The 20,349-nt window shown below is 63.1% G+C and carries 17 protein-coding genes; 10 read left to right on the top strand and 7 right to left on the bottom strand.

The features are described from left to right. Window positions 1-73: 73 nt before the first annotated feature. Window positions 74-904, top strand: coding sequence for a hypothetical protein (locus ACX1DX_RS03535; RefSeq protein WP_045247678.1), 831 nt, complete (start codon window positions 74-76; stop codon window positions 902-904). Beyond that, a complete protein-coding gene (locus tag ACX1DX_RS03530) occupies window positions 901-2,382 on the top strand; it encodes a putative type IV secretion/conjugal transfer ATPase (RefSeq protein ID WP_045247677.1) in 1,482 nt (493 codons plus the stop codon). Before ACX1DX_RS03535 ends, ACX1DX_RS03530 begins: the two co-directional genes overlap by 4 nt. Window positions 2,383-2,434: 52 nt before the next feature. Here the strand turns inward: ACX1DX_RS03530 and ACX1DX_RS03525 are convergent, their stop codons facing one another. Beyond that, window positions 2,435-3,016, bottom strand: coding sequence for a hypothetical protein (locus tag ACX1DX_RS03525; protein ID WP_045247676.1), 582 nt, complete (start codon window positions 3,014-3,016; stop codon window positions 2,435-2,437). 41 nt (window positions 3,017-3,057) lie between these two features. Here ACX1DX_RS03525 and ACX1DX_RS03520 point away from each other — a divergent pair, with 41 nt between their 5' ends. The 6 genes from ACX1DX_RS03520 to ACX1DX_RS03495 all read left to right on the top strand — a co-directional run bounded on the left by ACX1DX_RS03520 (window position 3,058) and on the right by ACX1DX_RS03495 (window position 7,927). Next, on the top strand, window positions 3,058-3,594 hold the full coding sequence (locus ACX1DX_RS03520) for a hypothetical protein (RefSeq protein ID WP_045247675.1): 537 nt from the start codon (window positions 3,058-3,060) through the stop codon (window positions 3,592-3,594). Then, entirely contained in the window at window positions 3,591-5,369 is a 1,779-nt protein-coding gene (locus ACX1DX_RS03515) for a type IV secretory system conjugative DNA transfer family protein (protein WP_045247674.1), read from the top strand. The genes ACX1DX_RS03520 and ACX1DX_RS03515 overlap by 4 nt, the downstream gene beginning before the upstream one ends. A gap of 81 nt (window positions 5,370-5,450) precedes the next feature. Then, window positions 5,451-5,927: a single-stranded DNA-binding protein gene (locus tag ACX1DX_RS03510; RefSeq protein WP_045247673.1), complete on the top strand. Its 477-nt coding sequence runs from the start codon at window positions 5,451-5,453 to the stop codon at window positions 5,925-5,927. A gap of 12 nt (window positions 5,928-5,939) precedes the next feature. Beyond that, window positions 5,940-6,548 carry a hypothetical protein gene (locus ACX1DX_RS03505; RefSeq protein ID WP_045247672.1) on the top strand — a complete coding sequence of 203 codons (609 nt, stop codon included), beginning with the start codon at window positions 5,940-5,942 and terminating at the stop codon, window positions 6,546-6,548. Continuing rightward, entirely contained in the window at window positions 6,526-6,744 is a 219-nt protein-coding gene (locus ACX1DX_RS03500; RefSeq protein ID WP_045247671.1) for a helix-turn-helix domain-containing protein, read from the top strand. Before ACX1DX_RS03505 ends, ACX1DX_RS03500 begins: the two co-directional genes overlap by 23 nt. Next, window positions 6,737-7,927 carry a tyrosine-type recombinase/integrase gene (locus tag ACX1DX_RS03495; RefSeq protein ID WP_045247670.1) on the top strand — a complete coding sequence of 397 codons (1,191 nt, stop codon included), beginning with the start codon at window positions 6,737-6,739 and terminating at the stop codon, window positions 7,925-7,927. The genes ACX1DX_RS03500 and ACX1DX_RS03495 overlap by 8 nt, the downstream gene beginning before the upstream one ends. A gap of 489 nt (window positions 7,928-8,416) precedes the next feature. On the opposite strand, the gene ACX1DX_RS03490 is transcribed toward ACX1DX_RS03495, so the two are convergent. From ACX1DX_RS03490 to ACX1DX_RS15095, 3 genes are read right to left on the bottom strand one after another with little or no spacing between them, the layout of a single operon-like run. Further along, window positions 8,417-9,172 carry a TatD family hydrolase gene (locus tag ACX1DX_RS03490; RefSeq protein WP_459397677.1) on the bottom strand — a complete coding sequence of 252 codons (756 nt, stop codon included), beginning with the start codon at window positions 9,170-9,172 and terminating at the stop codon, window positions 8,417-8,419. After that, a complete protein-coding gene (gene qatC / locus ACX1DX_RS03485; RefSeq protein ID WP_459397676.1) occupies window positions 9,169-10,503 on the bottom strand; it encodes a Qat anti-phage system QueC-like protein QatC in 1,335 nt (444 codons plus the stop codon). Before qatC ends, ACX1DX_RS03490 begins: the two co-directional genes overlap by 4 nt. Further along, window positions 10,500-11,231: a Qat anti-phage system associated protein QatB gene (locus ACX1DX_RS15095; RefSeq protein WP_527252162.1), complete on the bottom strand. Its 732-nt coding sequence runs from the start codon at window positions 11,229-11,231 to the stop codon at window positions 10,500-10,502. The genes qatC and ACX1DX_RS15095 overlap by 4 nt, the downstream gene beginning before the upstream one ends. 300 nt (window positions 11,232-11,531) lie before the next feature. On the opposite strand from ACX1DX_RS15095, the gene ACX1DX_RS03475 reads away from it, so the two are divergent. Continuing rightward, window positions 11,532-12,863: an ISL3 family transposase gene (locus ACX1DX_RS03475; protein ID WP_459396964.1), complete on the top strand. Its 1,332-nt coding sequence runs from the start codon at window positions 11,532-11,534 to the stop codon at window positions 12,861-12,863. On the opposite strand, the gene ACX1DX_RS03470 is transcribed toward ACX1DX_RS03475, so the two are convergent. Further along, window positions 12,838-14,730, bottom strand: coding sequence for a KAP family P-loop NTPase fold protein (locus ACX1DX_RS03470; protein ID WP_459397674.1), 1,893 nt, complete (start codon window positions 14,728-14,730; stop codon window positions 12,838-12,840). The two genes, ACX1DX_RS03475 and ACX1DX_RS03470, sit on opposite strands and share 26 nt — an antisense overlap. A 361-nt stretch (window positions 14,731-15,091) precedes the next feature. Then, the gene (locus ACX1DX_RS03465; protein ID WP_459397673.1) at window positions 15,092-15,421 is read right to left on the bottom strand and encodes a sulfate permease; all 330 of its coding nucleotides are present in this window, start codon (window positions 15,419-15,421) and stop codon (window positions 15,092-15,094) included. Window positions 15,422-15,608: 187 nt separating this feature from the next. Here ACX1DX_RS03465 and ACX1DX_RS03460 point away from each other — a divergent pair, with 187 nt between their 5' ends. After that, window positions 15,609-16,616, top strand: coding sequence for a DNA-processing protein DprA (locus ACX1DX_RS03460; protein WP_459397672.1), 1,008 nt, complete (start codon window positions 15,609-15,611; stop codon window positions 16,614-16,616). Between the two features lie 65 nt (window positions 16,617-16,681). Here the strand turns inward: ACX1DX_RS03460 and mobF are convergent, their stop codons facing one another. After that, on the bottom strand, window positions 16,682-20,239 hold the full coding sequence (mobF, locus tag ACX1DX_RS03455) for a MobF family relaxase (protein ID WP_459397671.1): 3,558 nt from the start codon (window positions 20,237-20,239) through the stop codon (window positions 16,682-16,684). Window positions 20,240-20,349 lie beyond the last annotated feature (110 nt).

The following is a 20,349-nucleotide window of genomic DNA, read 5'->3' as shown; positions in this document are numbered from 1 at the left end:
ATCCGGAGCGTCTGACACGCATGGAATAGCTGACGCACCTGGCTGGCGACATCCATCGTCAGGGAGGACTCTCATGCCCACTTTCACCGATCCGAGAACCGATGCTGCCGAAGCATCCGAAGCGCTGCGGGGTCTTGCGCACGCGACAATCCGTATTGACCAGCCGGCGCAGATGTATCCGGTGCTCGGGGATCTCCTCGCAGGTGTCCGGTCGCTGCGGCAGGTACTCGACCAGCTCGCCGCCGCTCATGTCACCGGCCAACCCCGCGCGTTCGACGACCAAGGTGACGCCGCGATTGGTGCGAAGGATGCGCTGGCTGCGGCGGATGAGCTGCATCAGGCCGCGACCCTGATCGATGCCGCACATGACCGGCTCGATGCGGCCATGAACGCAGCGGGCCGGATCGCCTGGCGCCCCGACCCCGAAACCGCGCGGCGGTGGGTCAGCGTTGTGTTCTTCGATGGTGAGGAAGCTGACCGGGTACTCGATCTCATTCAGCGTGACGGCACGACCGCCGGGATCGAGCACCTGAGTCAGTGGGATTACGGGGAAGAGACCACCGATGCTGCCCTTACCAACGGGTACGTCTACGACACCCCACCGGTCGGGAACCTCGACCGCACCACCACCGAGGGCAACTACACGTTGACCTACAATCCATTCCTCAGCCACGTCTCCCTACTCCGCGCTTACGATGCTCCGGCCGATTTCGCTCTCGCCGAGCCCGCGCCCGCACCGGCGGTTGCTGCGGTCGGCCTGGGTGAAGGAGCCGGCAGAGCCGCCCCCAGCACGGATACCGTCGCCTCCGCCACTACCCGGAAGACACCCGCGGTTGCGGGTAAGGACTGGTTCGCGGCTACGCCTCGCCCGGCGCAGCATGCGGGGCGGGGGCTCGGACGATGAACTCTGAGCCCGAGCGCCTGCACACCTCCGTCCTCGTCGCACCCGCATCCGAACGCCGCAAGCTCCGCAAACAGCGCAGGCAGGCCGCCGCGCGGATCACCGCCGAACAACGCAAGACGGAGAAGGCGGTCGCGGTCGCGAAAGCAGAAGCCGAGCGCGCGGAACGTCGCGCGACCACCTACCTGCCCGCTGCCGGAGAACCAGGGGCCGCAACCTTGCGGACGCCGGGCAGGTTCAAGTTGCCCCGCCACCAAGACACGTCCGCGACCCTCGCCGGGGCGTATCCGTTTGTCGCCGAAGGCGGGCTCGGCTCTGACGGTGTCTTCGTCGGCCAGGACCTCTACTCCGGCGGGAGCTTCGTTTACGACCCCTGGGTGCTCTACGCACGCGGGGTCATCACCGCCCCGAACGTCGTCCTCGCCGGCATAGTCGGTAGCGGGAAATCGAGCCTGGCGAAGTCGCTCTACACGCGATCGCTTCCGTTCGGGCGGCGAGTCTACGTTCCCGGTGATCCGAAGGGCGAGCACACGGCCGTCGCTGAGGCGGTCGGTGGGCGGGCGATTGTCCTTGGCCACGGCCTCAACACCCGCCTCAATCCCCTCGATGAAGGGCACCGACCATCAGGGCTGTCGGATGAGCAATGGGCCGCGACCGTCGCATCGCGCCGCCGGGATCTCATCGGCGCTCTCGCGGAGACGGTGCTCGCGCGTGGGCTGACGCCGTTGGAGCACACTGCGATCGATCTGGCGTTGACGGCTGCGGTGCGGGAGAACGATGTGCCGATCCTGCCGATGGTCGTCGACCACGTCCTGAACCCCACCGACGACACCGACAGACGCCTCGCCGAAGACGGCCGACTGGTCGGGCACGCACTGCGGCGCCTCGTGGCCGGCGACCTCGCCGGACTCTTCGACGGACCATCCACCGTCAGGTTTGATCCGTCACTGCCGATGATCTCCCTTGACCTCTCCCGCGTCACCGAAAACAGCACCCTGATCTCGGTGCTGATGACGTGCTCCAGCGCGTGGATGGAATCCGCCTTGCTCGACCCGAACGGTGGGCAGCGGTGGGTGATCTACGACGAAGCATGGCGCCTCATGAGCCACCCCGCACTCTTGAAGCGGATGGATGCGCATTGGCGTCTCGCGAGGCATTACGGGATCGCGAACATGCTGATCTTTCACAAGTTGACCGACCTGGACAACGTCGGCGACCAAGGCTCCGCCATGCGATCCCTCGCCAACTCCCTGCTCGCGAACGCGGAAACCCGGATCGTCTACCGGCAAGAATCCGACCAGCTCGGAGCCACCGCATCCGCACTCGGGCTCACTGGCACCGAGCAGAAACTCCTACCCGGATTAGGTGTCGGGCAGGGGCTGTGGCGGATCAAAGACCGGTCTTTCGTCACTCAACACCAACTGCACCCTGCTGAATATTCGCTCTTCGACACAAGCTTGCGGCTCAAGCAGAACGTCTAGAAGTTCGCGTGAATATTGACGGTTCTCGCGGGAACTTCCCGGTCCATGACGCCTACGGTTCGACGCCGGTTTCGGTGTTGGTGTTCATCTCGGCGATGAGCGAGGCGACCTGAGGGGCCGCGTAGCCGGGTGCCAAGCCCGCGGTGACGTGCCTGCGGATGCGTGAGCGCGCCAAGCGAGCCTCGCTCAGATCCGTCACGTCACGGATCGCGGTGGCGAAAGCTGCGAACGATCTCAGATCCCCGGCCAGCTCCTCCACCCTGGACTCCGGATCGGCGCTCCGCCGGAACCGGTAGGCGCCATCACGGGTGAAGGTTGATCCCCAAGCCCGCAGCGGAGCCATCAGCGTCGCCGCGTCCGGGTGCCGTTGCCCGTCCTCATGCAGCCGCTGCTCCACCTGATCGAGATAGATCGCCCCGTAAGCCTGAACATCCACGCCATCACGGACGTTCCTCGGCGTCATCTCCGACAACAGAACCGCCGCCCGCACGGTCGGTGATGTCGGCTTCACCCATTCCCACCTGCGCTCACCAGAAGACGCCTGCTGGCTGAATCCCTCGTCCTCGGCAGTAGCGGCGATACGCGGCATGGACTCCTCGGCGAAGCGCCGCCGGTCATCCGCCCGTGAACCCATGTCACCAGTTTCCCATCGGCGTCGCGGCGCACCTAGCGCGCATGAGAGCCCGCCCCGCAGCAAAGACGATCGCCGAAGACATACAGGCTGTCCTCCCGCACGTCCGCGTCGCAGTCACCGAAACCGGTGTGCTCGACGTGACCGTCGACGGCGCCGAGTACCCGCCACCAGCCAGGGGTGAGTGGACGCGCGGCACCTTCGCCGACCTGCTCGATGCGGTCACCGAGAACCGCAGCATCGGGGTTCGGATCGAAGTCCGAGAAGTCGACGGATCGGTATTCACCGACCTCATCCAACCCCGCACCCGCACCCGTCCTGCCGAGCCCGAACCAGCCCAAGAACCCGCACGGCCTGCCCGAAAGAAGAAGGGGCCGGCGCTGGTCGAGGTCACCGCTGACGGGTTCCTTGCCGGTGAGGACGTGGCCGTGGCGATCATCGTCTCCCACACCGACGCCACCAACGGGCGAGCCCGTGCGTTGCTGGATCTCAACCAGCTCCCACCCGCACACGGTGGGCGGCGCGATGTGCTGCTGCTGGGTCGGATCTCGGGCACCACCCATATCGAGGCGTTGTCGTGAACGAGCGGCAGTCCGGCTCGATGGGTGACGAACTCACCAACGCCGCCCTCATCGCCCTCATCAGTGTCTTCGCCCTCGGCCTCGTCCTCCGCGGTGCCGGGTCGGTCGCCGCGTTCCTCACCGGCACGGCTCAACCCACCTCGGGGCCGGCCGGTGGGCTGGGTGTGCTGTTCAGCCCCGGCGACCCCGGTACAGCGCTCGGAGCCGAGGGGCTGAACCCGGTCGTCTATTGGATCGTCACAACCTTGCTCCTCGCGTTGGTGACGGTCGGGTTGGGGTGGTGCTGGATGAAATGGCGCCGCCACAGCCACAAGGTCGAGACCGACCCGCGCCACCTGGCCGGGGTCGCCACCACGCACGAAGTCACCCAGGCAGCCTCACCGAAGGCGCTGCTGCGGCGGGCAGCCTCGTTGCGCCCGTCACTGGATGCCCCGTCACCGGAGGATGTGGGTTATCTACTCGGAACCTCACGCGGCAAACAGGTGTGGGCGTCAGTTGAAGACTCCATCCTGCTCATTGGGCCGCCCCGCTCCGGCAAAGGCCTGCACGTCGTGATCAACGCCGTCTTGGACGCGCCCGGCGCGGTGGTCACCACGAGCACGCGGCCGGACAACCTCACTGCGACGTTGCGTGCCCGCCGACGTGACGGTCGTCCGGTTGCGGTGTTCGATCCGCAGCATCTCGCCGAAGGACTCCCTGCGGGGTTGCGGTGGTCGCCGGTTCGGGGGTGTGAAGACCCGCTGACGGCGATGATCCGCGCGACCGGTCTCGCCTCCGCCACCGGGCTCTCCGCTGGTGGGGTCGAATCCGGTGGGTTCTGGGAAGGCAAAACCAGAACAGCACTCCAAGCTCTGCTCCACGCGGCAGCGTTGGATCATCGGCAGCCTGCCGAGCTGTTCCGTTGGACGCTTGATCCGTCGGCGGCTGCGGATGCGGCCGCGATCCTGACGAATCATCCGAATGCGGCTGCGGGGTGGGCGGATTCGTTGGGGGCGATGATCGACTCCGACCCTCGTACCCGTGACTCCATCTGGCAGGGCGTCGCCCTCGCGCTGGGGGCGCTTGCCGATCCGAGGGTGCTTGATGCCGTCTCACCCGCCGAGGGTGAGTCGTTCGATCCGGAGGCGTTCATCCGGAACCGTGGAACGCTCTACCTCCTTGCCACCGGCGCGGGCGCAGGGGCGTCGGCTGCGTTGGTGGCGGCGTTCGTGGAAGACCTCGTCGAAACCGCCCGTCGCATCGCCGCGCGCTCACCCGGCGCACGCCTCGACCCACCCCTGCTGCTCGCACTGGACGAGATCGGCAACCTGGCCCCCTTGCCGTCTCTGCCGACGCTCATGGCGGAGGGAGGCGGTACGGGGATCACGACGATGCCGGTGTTGCAGTCGCTTGCGCAGGCGCGGGATAAGTGGTCGGAGAATCAGGCTGGGGCGATCTGGGATGCCTCGATCGTGAAGATCATTCTCGGCGGGGCGTCGAACTCGAAAGACCTCCAAGACCTCTCCACCCTGATCGGCGAACGCGACGAGTACACCGATTCGGTGACTCTCGGCGACCACGGCACCAGGTCAAACCAGCGCTCGGTGCGGCGGGTGCCGATCCTGCCACCCGACCGGATCAGAACCCTGCCGTTCGGCACCGGCGTCACTCTACTGCGCGCCGCACCACCGATCGTCACCGACCTGCGCGCCTGGCCAAACCGTAGCGATGCCGGGCAGTTGAAGACCGACCGCACCGAACTCGAAGCCCTCTTGCAACGCCCCGCCGACTCGTGAGGGTTGCTGTGTCGTTGTAGTGCACCTGACTTTCACGGATGACCCCGCAGCGGGGTCTGGTGATCGTGAAGGAGCAGTGCAATGGATATTCATACCCAGCAGTCGATTTCGGGGTTCATCGCCTCGACCCCGCAGCTCGGTTTCAACGACAAGGGGCAGGCGAGGTTCTATGCCCGGTTCGGGCAGGAACACTTCGACCGGAACCTCGATGGCAGCTTCACGCAGTTGGAGTCCACGTTCCACGACCTGGTGATGTTCCGGGCCACCGCGGCGCGGGCGCACGAGCGGTTCAGGAAGGGCGACAACTTCATCGCCGAGGGGTACGTGCGTGAGTACGAGGCCACTCGTGACGGTGAGCAGGTACAGACCGAGCAGTTCGTCGCGAAGAAGATCGGCCACGATCTCGCCCGCACCCGCTACGACGTCGACCGCACGCCTCGCAACACGCCTTCCCTCGACCAGGACGGCCCTGCACGGGAGGCACCGACAAGGCCGGCCCCAGAGTTCCAGGCACCGGACCGGCCCAGCACGCAGGCACCTCCCGTACCTGGACTGTGAGGAGGGAAAGCCATGAGCACCATCGTTGCTGAGGACGCCCCGGAGTTCGACGAACCCGAGCCCGAACCCGCACTCCACGACGCGGAGGAGACGGGGAAGCGGCCGGCGTTGTCTGATCCGGACTCACTGCCGGGGCCACCGCATCCGGTGAACTGGAACCTACTCACCGCAGATGAGGCCGGGGCCGAGTGGCTCGAACTCGACCGGTGGGTGAACTGGCTCCGACGCACATACGGCCTGCCCGCGAGTGTGGTGCCGCCGTTCTGGTACCGACACCCCGAGCTGTTGTGGGAACTGTCCGCGCTGCACCTGCACTGGCTGTGCGCCTACGACCCCGATCAGAACGGATCCGCACCCAACGGGTGGCATCGCGACTTCGCCGACACCCGGCAGCGACTCCGCGACTGGGTCGCCGCGAGCAGCACCCGACTGGATCGCGACCGCCCCACCCGGCAGACCACCTGGCCCGGCGAAGCCCCTGCACCGACGGTAGATGACATCGTGATCGCCGATCGGGCCGAAGACTTCGATGCCTTCGTTGAAGCCGATCTTGCCCAACGGCAGGCGGCCGAAGACGCCTTCTACGCGAGTCTCGACGATGAACGCCCCGACCGTCGTTGACCACGGTGCGGGTCCGGTCGAGACGTTGTGGTGTGCGCGGGATGTCGCGGAGTTCTTGAACGTCTCCCAAGCCACCCTCTCGCGCTGGCGACGGGAAAAGATCGGGCCGCCGTTCCTGCGCGTCGGCGGCGTCTCTCGCTACACCCCAGCCACAGTGCGCGCCTGGGTCACCGAGCAGGAGAACGATCATGGCTGACCCTCGCAACAGGCGGATGCCGCCAGTCGGGGTGAAGCTCACCACCGATGTCGAACGCCGCACCGACGGATTCCGTGCCCGCGTGCGATGGACCGACCCTTCCACGCATAAGCGCGTCGGCCGCGTCGCCCACGTCCGCAGCCACGAGGAGGTCGAGGAGTTCTACGATCAGATGCGGGCAGCGACCGAAACCGGTGCGGACACCACCATCACCCTCACCGACTACGCCACTTCCATCGGGGATCGGTGGCAGCGAGGCCTGGACCCGACCTCCACCGCCGAGCTCTACGACACCGGACTGCGACTGCGGGTGTTGCCAGCGCTCGGGCACGTTCGGGTTGCGAAGATCACCGCGGGGATGATCGACCGCACCATCGACACGTGGGAGGCCGAGCACTCGGCCTCGACGATCAAGAACTCCATCGCCCCACTCGTCCGGGTGCTTGATGAAGCGGTGCGCGACGACATCATCTCCATCAACCCCGCCAAGCACCGCGCACGCCGTAACCTCGGCAAACACGTCACCCAGACCACCGGCGCGCTACGACAGTACGCGCTTCCGGATTTGGCGACGCTGCGGAAGCTCGCGACTGAGTGCGGGGAGGTGCATCAGTCGTATTCCGATCACGTCATGCTCGCCGCGCTCCTGGCCGCCAGGGGTTCAGAGGTCGCAGGGCTGCGGGTCGGGGATGTGGACTGGGAGAACCACATCGTGTGGATCAGACGCCAGCACTATCCCGGCAAAGGCGGCCTCGTCATCAAACAGACCAAAGGCCGGCGCGATCGCCCGGTGCCGATGCTCGACGCACTCGAACCCGTCCTCGAACGCCTCACCACCGACAAGAAAGACGACGACCCGCTCTTACGCGGGCCACGCGGAGGCGTCCTCACCACCGCCACCGTCAGAGACGCCACCCGCTGGGATGACCTCGTCGCGGGCCTCAACCTCACCGGCCTCACCCGGCATGGGCTCCGGCACACCGGAGCGACCTGGATGGCCGACGCCGGCATCGCCCTGCATGTCCTCCAAGAGATCCTCGGGCATCAGTCGATCGAGACGACCAAGGGGTATCTGCACCCCGACCACCGCCACCTCGCCGAAGCTGCCAGGCAGGCCAACCAGTTCCTCTCCAAGACCCCCACGAGGAAGGATGCGAGCCGCCGCGACGGACCCCGTCTGTGACCACGAATGGAACCACGCTCCGACCCTCCCAGAAGGGGGCCGGAGCACCGTCGCGCCCGCGATTTGGTGCACCTCTCGGGCACCTTTTGGTGCACTCCACAGCCGAAGTCACTGAATGGAAGTGGACCAATGCGCGAACGAGCAGCACAGGCAAATGAGGGAAGTGGACCAGCCAGTGACCACCCTCAGAAACGACGAAGCCCTGGTGAAAATTGCTTCTCACCAGGGCTTTTTGTCGGGATGACAGGATTTGAACCTGCGACCCCTTGACCCCCAGGCGTCCAAACGGCTCGGTTCGGACCGTTTTCCGCGTGACTCTGGGGGCTAGCTCACGCAGTGCACCTCACGGGATGCATGATTTGCATGATTCTGGTCCCCTTTTGGTCCCCTGCAGAATGACGGCCAACGGATGGAGCGCCATGTAGGACCCTAACGGAAGCGCCGAATCCGCACTTGCTTTCCTGGGCGGCCTTCAGATGGTGGCGGACATCAGATTGCTTTTGACGAAGCGGAAGCCAACAACTCGTCAAGGTTCTTCGAAATGACATGTTCGACTTCGTCCACGCTCTGATTCCAGAGTTTTGCGAGAGCCGGAATGACCACGGAGCGCACGTCGGATGGCTTCGCCGCACGTCCGCGAACTCGACTATACGGACCGTCGGTTTCAAGAAGGATACGTTCTCTCGGCAAGGCCCGAAGCAATGCTTGACCCCGTTCAGCCACAACCATCGCTGGGTTGATCGAGAAGTAGGCACCTGCCGATACAGCGGTATCGACTAACCGAGAACTCCCCGTGTACCAATGCATGACGGGATGGGATTGCACCTGGCTGAGACACTGGACAACTTCCGGTGCCGACCCGCGACTGTGAATCGAGAGTATCTTCGACGAAATCTGTGCATGCCCGAGGATTGATTCAAGAATGGCAATCTGGGACTTCTTTTCGCGCTGTCCCGTGTCTGCTCTATAGTCCAACCCAATCTCACCTACCCAACTGGTATCGGGCAGCATGCGGAAGAACCTTGCCAGCTGGTTAGGGTCGCGAATGGCTCGTCCACCTGGGTGCAGCCCAAGCGCCACCTCAACGCGAGAGGACCGTCCCACGCGGGTCTTCAGCCGTCGATACTCCTCCGGATCCTCTGTCACCGCGATGATTCGGATGTCGTGAAGTGTTGCATCGTTCATTATGACTTTTGGATCCTCGTAGGCAGCGAGGTGGCAATGGCTGTCCACAAGGACCGTCATCGAAGCCGCTCCACTAGCCCGGCAAGTTCTCCGGTGGCGCCGTCTTCCAGCCATGTACGAAGTTCGGTATTCCCCCGCCGCCACGTATCGAGGTACGCACGGCGGTCTCCGGGGAGCGGCGCATTTCGAAGAAGCGATGTGTCATTTCGTTCCGAGTAGATCCCGTTGATAAGGGCTCGCAGGTCGGCGCCACGGTGCTTTTCTGTGTCGTGGAGAAGCTCCGCATCGCTAAGAACATCCCATGCGTATGCTTCGTTATCCAAGCCAGCGGCGTGCAAGGACGCTCTTCGTATTAGGCAGGGGAAGCAATACCCACAATTTCCTTGACTGACTGAACCCCAACGCCCTACCTCGGGATGTGAACACGAGATCGTTCTTGGGGCAAGCTCTCGTAACAATTCTGGGTTCTTCGAACCCACGAGCATTTCGCCTTTCGTGCTGAACTGGTGCGGATTCCGAATCGGGTTTGCGATCCCAAGCGCCGTCGCTTCTTCGCCATACATTTTTAGATAGTGCGGGTGAGTGGTGCGGGTGCTGTAGCTTCCGACACGTGCACGCGTCAGCGGAACGTTCAGGGCGATGTACCCATTCTCTGGAACGAAAACAGGCACATTCCCTCCTGCGGAGGAGGCCAGAGCCAGAGCTGCAGCAATGAACAAGAATGACCTGGCCCGTGTGCTCGTCTCGACAACATCAAATTCTCCACCCTCAGCTCGGGGAGCTGGCCGGAGCCAAATACGTCGGAGAACCACCCGTTCGGCTCCATAGACTTCTGCGAGGCGCGCATGAATTTCGGTCTGCCGAGGTGACACCTGCCCGCCCTCATAGTGCGATACAAGCCCGAGGCGAATGTTCGGTTGACTCTCCAAAATGTCAATAACGCCGCACAGGGAGTCGAGTCCACCGGAGAAGAGTGAAACAGCATCGATATCGACCATCGGGACGAGCGGTTCCGGTAGAGATGGAAGTGTCTTGAGCGGGTTTGCTGAATTCCTGTAGGGAATTATGTTCCAATCATCACCGGTAAGGAATCCCAACACCTGGCTGAATTTGCTTTGGCTCCAGGCAGGATAATCGTCGACAGGATTATGAACTTCGATGCTTCGCGTCCAGGCATCATCTGTCTCCTCGCGACTTGTGAGCTTATCGATGCAGTAGACGCTAGCTGCCAACGCAAATAGATCGGCTGCTGGCCGTGTCGGACGCCATCCTTGAAAGAAGTCAGTTCCCCAATCGATTCTTGAGCCAAGTCCGTCGGCGTCCCATTGGAGCGTTCTATCAATGTGTTGACCAGACGCTCGGCTGGTAAGTGAGATGCGATAATTCGTCACAGGTCTGCGTCTCCGGATGATTCGAGTATTCGGTAGATGTCGTTTATCGCTTGATCCGCAAAGTCACGCCCAGCCTGCCCGCTCCAGTCAAACGTCAGCGGCGTCTCCGGCATTTGCAGGTCAACGACCCCCTGGATCAGCTCCACGATCTGTCGGTCGGCCGCCTTCGCAGCGGCAGGATCCATGATTCGGGCAAGTCGCTCAGGAAGTGTGGGGACTCTGTTGTAGACGTAGCGTGCAACAAATACGGCAAGCAACGCTTCCAATCGTTCAGCCGAAATTGAGATGGCGTCCAACTCACCCCAGGCCTCTGCATCTCCGAAAAGTTCGTCCATGACATCGCACTGTGCATCCCGCGCTGCTTGGGATTCGAGATCTGACGCATCGCCTGTCATCAACGTCACGAGTTCGTCTAGAACGTCAAATCGGTCTCGTCCGACGAGGTGGCCGAGTCCGACTTCATGAAGTGCGTTCTGGAGCCCGCTGCTGCCCACGCTTGCGAGGAACCCGCCGAGGGCAGCCAGCGTCGACTTACCCGTCCGAGCACCATTGCTGGCGGGCCCAGCTCCTCCGAAGATGGCAACGTGCCTTCCTAGCAGAAGTCGAGCCGCATCGGAGTCGCCTCCGCCGGACCCCGAACCCACGGTCTTTGCATAGGCCGTTGATGCCCGCTTAAGCGGTGACCACGGGCCGCCTTTGCCACCATCACGATCAGCGGATGTACCCATTACTGTCCACCCGTGTTCAGCGTTCGACCGCGAGCAGCAACACTTCCGACAGCGCTAAGTTGCGCTACTTCGCTCGACTTCCAGGCAGCGATGAGACCATCGCGATCCGAACCATCTGGAATCCTGCTCAAGAGGGCGGGGACTTTGAGATGTGGAATCAAACGATGTGGGATAAGCGGCTCTTCGTACCTGAGCGTGGGGTGAGCGGGGATCCGATGGCGGGCGTGTCGGCGGGGTGAAGGGGGTCGAGGCCCTCAAGAATCGGGGTTACCACACCACCTGATCTTCAAGGACCTCGACGTGCCCGATTCTACTTCCTGCTGCCGTGCCGGCGGCGGCTACTGTCAGCGCTGCGACCTTCTGGTCGGTCTGCCTGGGCTCCACGTGGTCGGCGTCCAGCGCGACGACGCGGGGCTGCGTGTCGAGGTCGAGTCACGGACGCCGGAGGTGATGGGCTGCCCCGCCTGCGGCGTGATCGCGCATGCGCATGGCCGGCAGAGGGTTGAGTTGATCGACGCGCCGTGCTTCACGGCGCCGGTGAAGCTGTGGTGGCGGAAACGTCGCTGGCTGTGTCCCGAACCGATGTGCCCGGTGAACTCGTTCATGGAGCAAGACCCCGATGTGGCGCGACCCAGAGCGCTGCTCACCAGTCGCGCGACGTCGTGGGCGATCGGGCAGATGCGACGGGAGAACGCCTCCGTTCAGGGGATGGCCCGGCAGCTCGGCTGCACCTGGAGGACCCTGTGGCGAGCGGTCAAGCCGATCCTTGAAGCCGCCGCCGCCGACGAGGCCCGCTTCGCCGGGGTCACCTCGCTGGGCGTCGACGAACACATCTGGCACCACGTCTCCACCAAGCCCGTCGACCAGGGCGGACGCGGCCCGAAGGAGTTCACCGGCATGGTCGATCTCACCCGCGACAAGGACGGACACATCCGAGCCCGGCTGCTGGATCTGGTCCCGGGCCGCTCCGGTGAGGCCTACAAGACCTGGCTGCGTGACCGCGGCGACACGTTCCGCAAAGGCGTCGAGATCGCCACCCTGGACCCGTTCCACGGCTACAAGAACGCCATCAACGACCAGTTGGAGGACGCCGTCGCGGTGCTCGACGCGTTCCACGTGGTCAAGCTCGGGACGGCCGCGGTCGATGAGGTCCGCCGCCGGGTCCAGCAGGACATCCACGGCCACCGCGGACGCAGAGACGATCCGTTGTATCGGATCCGGAACCTGCTGCGAGCCGGGCAGGAACACCTCACCGACCGGCAGAAGACCCGCCTGGAGACCGCGTTCACAGCCGACGACCGACACGTCGAAGTCGAGGTCGCCTGGCACTGCGCCCAACAGCTCCGCTCGGTCTACCACCAGTCCAGTCACGCCGACGGCCGCAGGGTCGCGGACAAGATCCTCGCCACGTTCCCCTCATGTCCGATCCCGGAGATCGCCCGCCTCGGCCGGACGCTGAACCAGTGGCGCGACGCGTTCCTGGGCTACTTCACCACCGGCGGCGCCAACAACGGCGGAACCGAATCCATCAACGGGTTGATCGAACTCGCACGCCGCGTCGCCCGAGGGTTCCGCGACCCCGACAACTACCGCCTCAGAATGCTCCTCATCGGCGGCGGTCTACGACTATGACCCCACGCTCAGGTACGAAGAGCCGGATAAGCGACAGCACGACGCACAGGCCGGGAGCCATTCCATTGATTCGGCTAACGAGCTCTCCGGCCGCATCCCAAGCTGAGCCTTCTGGCCGCTGTTTCAGGTCTGAAAGTACGACCTCCAGAAGTTCGTCTTGTTGCACCTTGCCAAGGTTGGCAGCATCGGTTGCGGCGGCACGCCGGACCACTGGACTTTCGGAAGTGAGTCGAGAGAAAATTTCTTGAAGTTCAATAGCAAGTTTAGAGACAACGGATCCCACTACTAGTCGACTCCGGAAATATGTGAAGTACGGTCGCAGATCCTGTTTCCCCAAGGGCGGCTCAATCTGCAACCAGCTGGTTACGGCCGGACGGCCCCGCCAGGTTCTCACAAGGATGTCGTTGGGCAACTCAACGTCATCTCCGCTGACGCCCACCGATTCTTCCTTCTGCGCCATATGACCGCGCGGTGAGGAGGCCGTAGATTTCGCCGACTTGATCGGCTTCTTGTCCGATACCGTCTCGGACAGTACGTCCTTCTTGGGTTCCGATTTCGACTTCGTATTGGAGGGAGGTGCCGCGGGAGACTCGGCGCGGTCCAATTCGGATATTGGACCATTAGTTTCAAGCTGCCAATCAAACAGCTGTTGGAAAGCATCGAAATCCAGCTCCTCCAAAACCATCAACTTGGCGAGCACTCGACTGTCGAGGATGACACCACGCCTCGCCGCGGCGCTCAAACGAAGTCGGAGGTCGTTCAAGAACCGTTTCGTCTGCCGAGGGTTGCCTCGAAGCGTTGAGGCAATTGCAGGAATAACTTGCTCCGACCAGTCAAGGTCCTTCCTCAATTCATCCGGGTACCTGTCTTTCAACACATCGATGGCCACGCTGGCGTTAAACGGCTGAGCAAAAGGCTCCCGCGCCCGGCGTTCTTTCACTGCCTCATACACAGTCAAAAAGTCGTCCGCTGGGAGATGCAAATGGGCAAGCAACAAGTTGACGTAAGTACTCGTGTCTTGAACAGAGAGCGCCGGAACTGAAACTTGTATCTGGAGCATCTTCTCTAGATAGTCATGCCCGAGACCGGCGCCATTCTCCTTTTTGAAAGCCGGGTATGTCGAATCAATGGCGGCTTCAACCACCTTGCGGTGCGCTGCGATGACGAACGCAGTCTTCGGAGAATTAAGAAAAAGGCGAATGGCTTCAAAAGTGTCGAGAACCGTGTTCGGCAAGCATCGGTCTAAATCATCGATTAGCACCACAATCGCCTCCACACCCTCCATCGATTCGAGGAGCTCAGTGAATCGCAGGCGGAATTCGGCTATCGAGCTGATCGGGGCCTCCTGGGCGACGCCGTCTTCGCCGTCGAGCGTCTCAGCCAGCATGGTTGCAGACTGGCCGAGCGTTGTCGCTACAACTGCTGCGGTAGACGGATCGAGCAAAGTCGGATCGACGGAAGCTGCGAGGCCAGACATCACTCCTGGCGCAACTCCGAGGCCCCATCGAAGCGCATTGCGGCCTGCTCTCGCGAGCTGTCCAATGAAGTTTCTGAGTTTCTGGGTCTCCTCAGAAGCACCGAGATGTGTCTCGCAAACATCGAGAACCGCGCGCATCAGCGACAGTTTGACGTCATCGTAGTCTTCGTACTGCCACGGGCTAAAGGGAACGCAGAGGTAAGTACCCTTCTCAACATTCTCAAGCTCCGACTGCACGATCTTCAAGAGTGAGCTCTTACCCGACCCCCAATCCCCTAGGACGCCAATGGTTAGCGGCAGAAGCTGAGGTTGCGTGAGCGCGACAACGAGTTCATCAACGAGAAAGTCGAATGAGAGGAGATCGATGTCAGCTTCATTGTCTGACCACATACGTCTCCTAGCGTCTCGGCTTCTGATTCTCTTTGAGAGTACCGTTGCCCACCGACGCGTAGCCGAAGCTGCTCGCATTCACGAATCGTGTCTCGGGCAGGATGAGCAGGTTACAGACGCTTCGCGAACAGCGCTGTTTCCTCCGGTCGACCGGCTCCAACGTCGGTCGACCGGGTGGAACAGCCGCTACGAGTTCATACCGCCCGGAGTATCGGCTGCCGTTGACAAGTCATCCGGGGCACGCCAGGGCACGCAGCTCAATGCCGTGGGTCTTGCACCCACTACATCGAGTCGTGAGGGTCAGCTGGCCAATCATGATCCCATTCTTGCGAAGGACCAGCTAAGCGCTGATCTGAGTTGGCTACGAGGCGCGACGGTGGCGGTCTGCCCGCTGCTCGAAACCTCGTTGCTGGACAAGTAACGCAACGCTTACCGGCCCGATCACGATGAACTTGAGCGCATTCCAGATGCAGACAAGAGCAACGACGTAGAGCCACCGGGACGCTCCCCCGTCGATGAGCGCAGTGCAGATGCTCGCGGCGAGAAGGTACGGGATGGCGACGAGCATCGCGGGCACGCCCCACTTGAGCCCGCGGCGGGTGCGAATCGCGTCGAGCAGGATGTTGGTCGGCATGTACCTGCGCATGAAGTTGCGGAGGTGGATGCTGATGAACCAGATGATTCGAAGCATGACAACGGTCCTCTCATGGTTCGGCAACGTTGAACCTTGGAGGACTGCCCTGGGGCCGTCATGCCATCGCGCGGGCGATGGCGAACATTGAGTGTGTCGCCTGGTTCCAAGGGTACGCCGAACCAACGACATAGGAAAGAGCTGTGCTGCGCACCTGCACGGTGATGACTGGCTGTGAAGGAGCCCGATGATGACTTCCCTCTCTTCCCTTGGACATGACGAGCGGAGCGCGCGAACCGTTCTATCGCTCGTGGCTGCACCGAATGATCCGTCGACCGGTCGTCTCCTCGGCCAAGTCGGTGCCGTAGAACTGCTCCGCCTCGCTGATGCTGACGGCACGGTGCCCGGCCTCGACCAAATCGCAGCGGCAGTATGGCGCGAACGCTTACACACTGCGAGCACGGCCGACACCTTGGCCACACAGATGGCAACCTTCGAGCGACAAGGCCTCCGGATCCTGATTCCGGGTGAGAAGGATTGGCCAGTCTCCCTCAACGATCTTGGAGCACGCACACCATATGCGCTGTGGACACGCGGTGAGACTGCGCTCCTGGCCAAACGTCTCGCCGACCGCATCACGCTGACCGGTGCGCGCGCCTCCACCGCATATGGGGACCACATGGCGATTGAACTCGCAAGTGATCTCGCGCTCAGTGGCCGTGTCGTTGTCGCTGGTGGTGCCTACGGCATCGAAGCAGTCGCACACCAGTCGGCGTTGGCGAGCGGTGGAAGAACGATTGCAGTCCTCGCGGGTGGGGTCGATCACGCATACCCTGCCGGACACGCGGATCTGCTTGCGCGTATTGAGCACCAAGGCCTCCTCGTTTCTGAAGTCGCCCCGGGTGTAGCACCAACACGGCAGCGCTTTCTCGATCGTGGCCGGATTATGGCCGCGCTCTCCTCGACGACGGTGATCGTTGAGGCGGGGGCGCGGTCAGGATCGCTGCGTGTCGCCGACGAAGCAGCGGAGCTTGGTCGCTCCGTTGGTGCGGTTCCTGGCCCCGTGACGAGTGCCGCCAGCTATGGCTCCAACATCCTCATTCAAGACAGACGCGCCCGTTTGCTCACAGGTTCCGAAGACGTTCTTCGACTCGCCGACGAGGACAAGAGCAACGACCACAACGCGGAGCTGTCACGAGCATTTCGCATCGCTGCAGCGTGTGATCGTCGCTCACCCGATTCACGCAGCCTTTAATCGCTCATCTTCTTCAGCGCAGTTGACTGGCGAAAAGCGCGCGCACCGGCGCGACTGGGCAGCGGTCAGAGCGCCCGCCCCTCCGAAGTCCGCTCAGACGGACCACGATGGGACTGCACAACCTTGGCCGCGGCGTTCGTACGGCGGATCTCGGTGAGCGCTGCTTCGGCCCTCGCGTGATCAATTCGCTGCGCCGTGGCCTCGGGCCGGAGCCCAAGCGGGCTCGGCGTCGTGACGGCGTATCGGTCGCGATACGCGGCGATCGTCCCCGCCGCCAACTGCCACCTCTCACGCCCCGATGCAGCGGCAGGAGCTTCACCGAGTGACGCGATCCATTGCGCATCATCTGCGATTGCTTTGCCGAGCACTGCGTCGGCTCGCTGCGTGATGAGGTCACGACGTTCATCGAGCGCCTGGCGCATGTCATCAGCGACCGACCCCATCGCTTCGGGCACAAGCCCGGCAATGAGCCTGGCCGCTTTCCGTGAACGCCCCGATCCAGCGAGCTGAGCAGTCGCCGCTATCAGTCGGTGACGGATGACCGCAGCGATGTCATCCGCATTCCCAAAGCCGCGTGCACTGACAAGACGCGGGAGAACACTGGCCAGGTCATGATGGTTGGCTTCAGCTCGGCGCAGCTCTGCGGTCAAGGGGCCGAACGCATCCGAGCCAATGACCTCATCGGCTTCTTCTGCAGTGAGGCCGGATACCCAAACCAGGGCGGCCCACCGGTCGCGTTGCGCGGCTGCGGCAATGGTCTCGTATTCGGCCGCGAGCTGGGCGATCGTTCCCCAAGACTCTTGTTCGACGGCGATCGTCTCATGTGCGGAAAGCTCGGCGCCGACGTGCTGAAGCACGCCACTGAGAACGCTGCGGCCGGTGACTTCTTCGTTCTGTCCCGGATGTGGGCCATCGTGGGATGCGTCGGGTCTGTCCACAGCGACGTACGCGACGTTGGTATCACGACCCCGTGTCATAGCCACGTAGAAGGTCTCTCGGGTCATGGTCGAGTCGACGAGCGCGTGGGCAGTATCGGTGGTGAGGCCTTGCGCGCGGAAGGATGTCACGGCGTAGCCGAGTTCGACGTGCTCAGCTACATAATCGGCTGGCAGAAGAACGCTGGTCCCCCAGGAACTTCCAGCGCGTCGAACAAGCATCGATCCATCGCGTCGAACATCGACGACGTTCCAGCGATCCCCGTTGCGCACCCAGCCTCGCCCTGCCAGTAGGCGGCGATCATTGCGCCGAGTGATGACGGTGTCACCGCACGCCGCATAGTTTCCATCGTGCAGCTCCGATTCACGGATCCCGTGAACGGTTCCGTCGAGAATGAGATCGGTCCGTGCGCGGTTATTGAGCGCGGTCACGGATTCGTTGGAGTCTGAGACGAGAACCGTTGCGAGCCCCGCGACGAGATCGGTGCGCCATGCGGCGTAGGCAGCATCGATCATGCTTTCGGTGTCACCGTCAACGATTCGATCGTGCGCGTCGTAGGTGTCGATAACTTCGGTGTGACCGTGTCGAAGATCGAGAGACGCACGCTTTTCCCAGTCGTGCGTGAAGCGGTGAACGTCGACGAGTTCGGGAACCTCATCGCGGTCGTGGGTGAGCAGTCCGAATGCACCGCCCGCGTCGACCGCCTGGAGCTGTGCGTAGTCGCCGACCAGGAGCATCTTTGCCCCAGCCTGAGCAGCGAGCTGGGCGATCCGGTCCAGCGACAGCGTCCCCGCGAGTGACGCCTCATCAACGATGACGAGCTGACCTGGCTGAATGCCGACGTCTGCCTGGAGATGGCTCTGCCACCATTTTGCCGTGTTCTCGGTTGCGATACCGAGATCCTCGGCGAGCACATGTGCCGCACTCGAAGAGGGAGCCAGCCCGACGACGGATCCTTGACCGTGTTCCTTTTCCCATGCCCGGCGTAGTGCGTTCATAGCGGTCGTTTTCCCGGCGCCAGCCGGACCGACGAGCAGATCAACGACACGACCGGAGACAGCGATCTTCGTCAGCGCAGACGCTTGGTCTTCCCCGAGCACCAACCCCTCACGGTCAGGCTTACGCGTGACGCGTTCGACCGTGGCCAGTGGGACCGTCGGCCCCGTCGTTGTGTGCGCGAGTTGAAGCAGGCGCTCCTCGGCGTCGAGCAACTCACCAGACGAGAACACCGTGGAGTTCTTCGACCGAAACACCGACGTCTCGTCACTCCTGCGAAAGACGGCAGGGCTGAATGCCAGTTCGGGCGGCGTGAGCCGAATCGACACAGCCTCAGCAGCATCCACAACCATGCCAATGATCGCCTCACGATCGCGGGTGCTCGCGAAACGGTACCGCATCGTTTGCCGAGCAGCTTCGGCCGTGAGATTCCACCGGCGCCACGTCGAACGCTTCTCCCCAACTACAGTCACAACGCTCTGTCCCAGCCCACGAACGACGTCAAGCGGCACATCATCCGCCCGCAGGAGCAACGGCACCTCATTCGCCGTGACCATTCGTGCCCAGCCGGTTGCATCGCCACCAAGGATGTTGCCCGCCCGCCGCCTCCACTGCGCGGTGAGGTCGGCGAGCGAATGGATCTCCTTCTCCGGTCGTGTCGCGAGCGTCGCCTGGGCACGTAGCTTGATGATCGTCGCGCTGGAGGGTTGCCTGCCGTGCTTCTCCACGTACGCAGCGATGAGACGATCCTTCTCCTCATTGATATGCCGCGAACGCGACGAGAACTCGGACACAAGTTGTTCAGGGACCTTAGCGATGGCCCATGCCGCGTTGCGGTCCCGTCCGCGATCACGCGTTTCCCACTCAACGCCGAAGAGCCGCGTGAGGTGATCCGCGAACACCGCTTCGTGGAACTCAGAGAGCGCCACCGTCGCAGCATGGAGGGGACGACCGTCCAGGCTTCGCCACTTGTTGTCGAGCACGGTCTGCACCTTGTTGCTGATGACGACGTGCGTGTGCAGATGCGGGTCGCCCGATCGTGAGTCGTAGTGGTCATACGCTGTTGCGATCAACCCGCGCACGTCGACCTGCGCAACGGCACCATCCCCAGGGGTTGCACCGGCGCGAGTGGCTGCAACCTCGCGCTCCATGAACGCAACCACCTCTGCAACCGCCGCATGGTGCGCGTTGACGATGAGAGATTGCGTTCCCGCGTCAGCCACTGCCCACAGCACGGAGGCGGACTTCGGGATGGAGAAGGTGAAGTCGTATCCGGCCACTGCTCGTCGAGTGCCACGCTCGGATTCCTCCGCTTCGATCGCCGCGACTGCTCGGGCCCGAGCGAAAGGACCCAGCTCCGGATCGAGCGCGCTGACTCGCTCACCAACCCGCTCAGCCGCCGATTTGTAAGCCGGGTACGCGCGCCCAAGCGGCTCGCCCGTGACAGGATCACGACCCATGCCAATCAACAGCTGAAGCTGCGCCTCGGTGACTTCATCGCCGTCGCTTAGTTGCCCACTTCCGAGTGCCGCGAGGCCGCTGCCCATCCATCGCCCCGGTGGCGTGCCGTCCGCGTTGTAATACCTCGTCAACGGGGTCGAAAGGTTGCGGTCGCCGTCACCGGCAGCCACCGTGCGCAGCAGATACTTGTAGCCGTCGCCCGCCGACATCACCCGCATCGACACCGTCACCGCAGCTCACCTTCCCTCCATCAAGGAGGAGGTAAACAAGCAGGATCGGCTACTTCAGAATCACACGCGAGTTGTCGCGACCTCGATCTGCAAGACGCGTGGCGGCTCCA

The organism is Tessaracoccus zhenghani (assembly GCF_054552775.1).
This window is presented reverse-complemented; position numbering and strand designations above follow the sequence as displayed.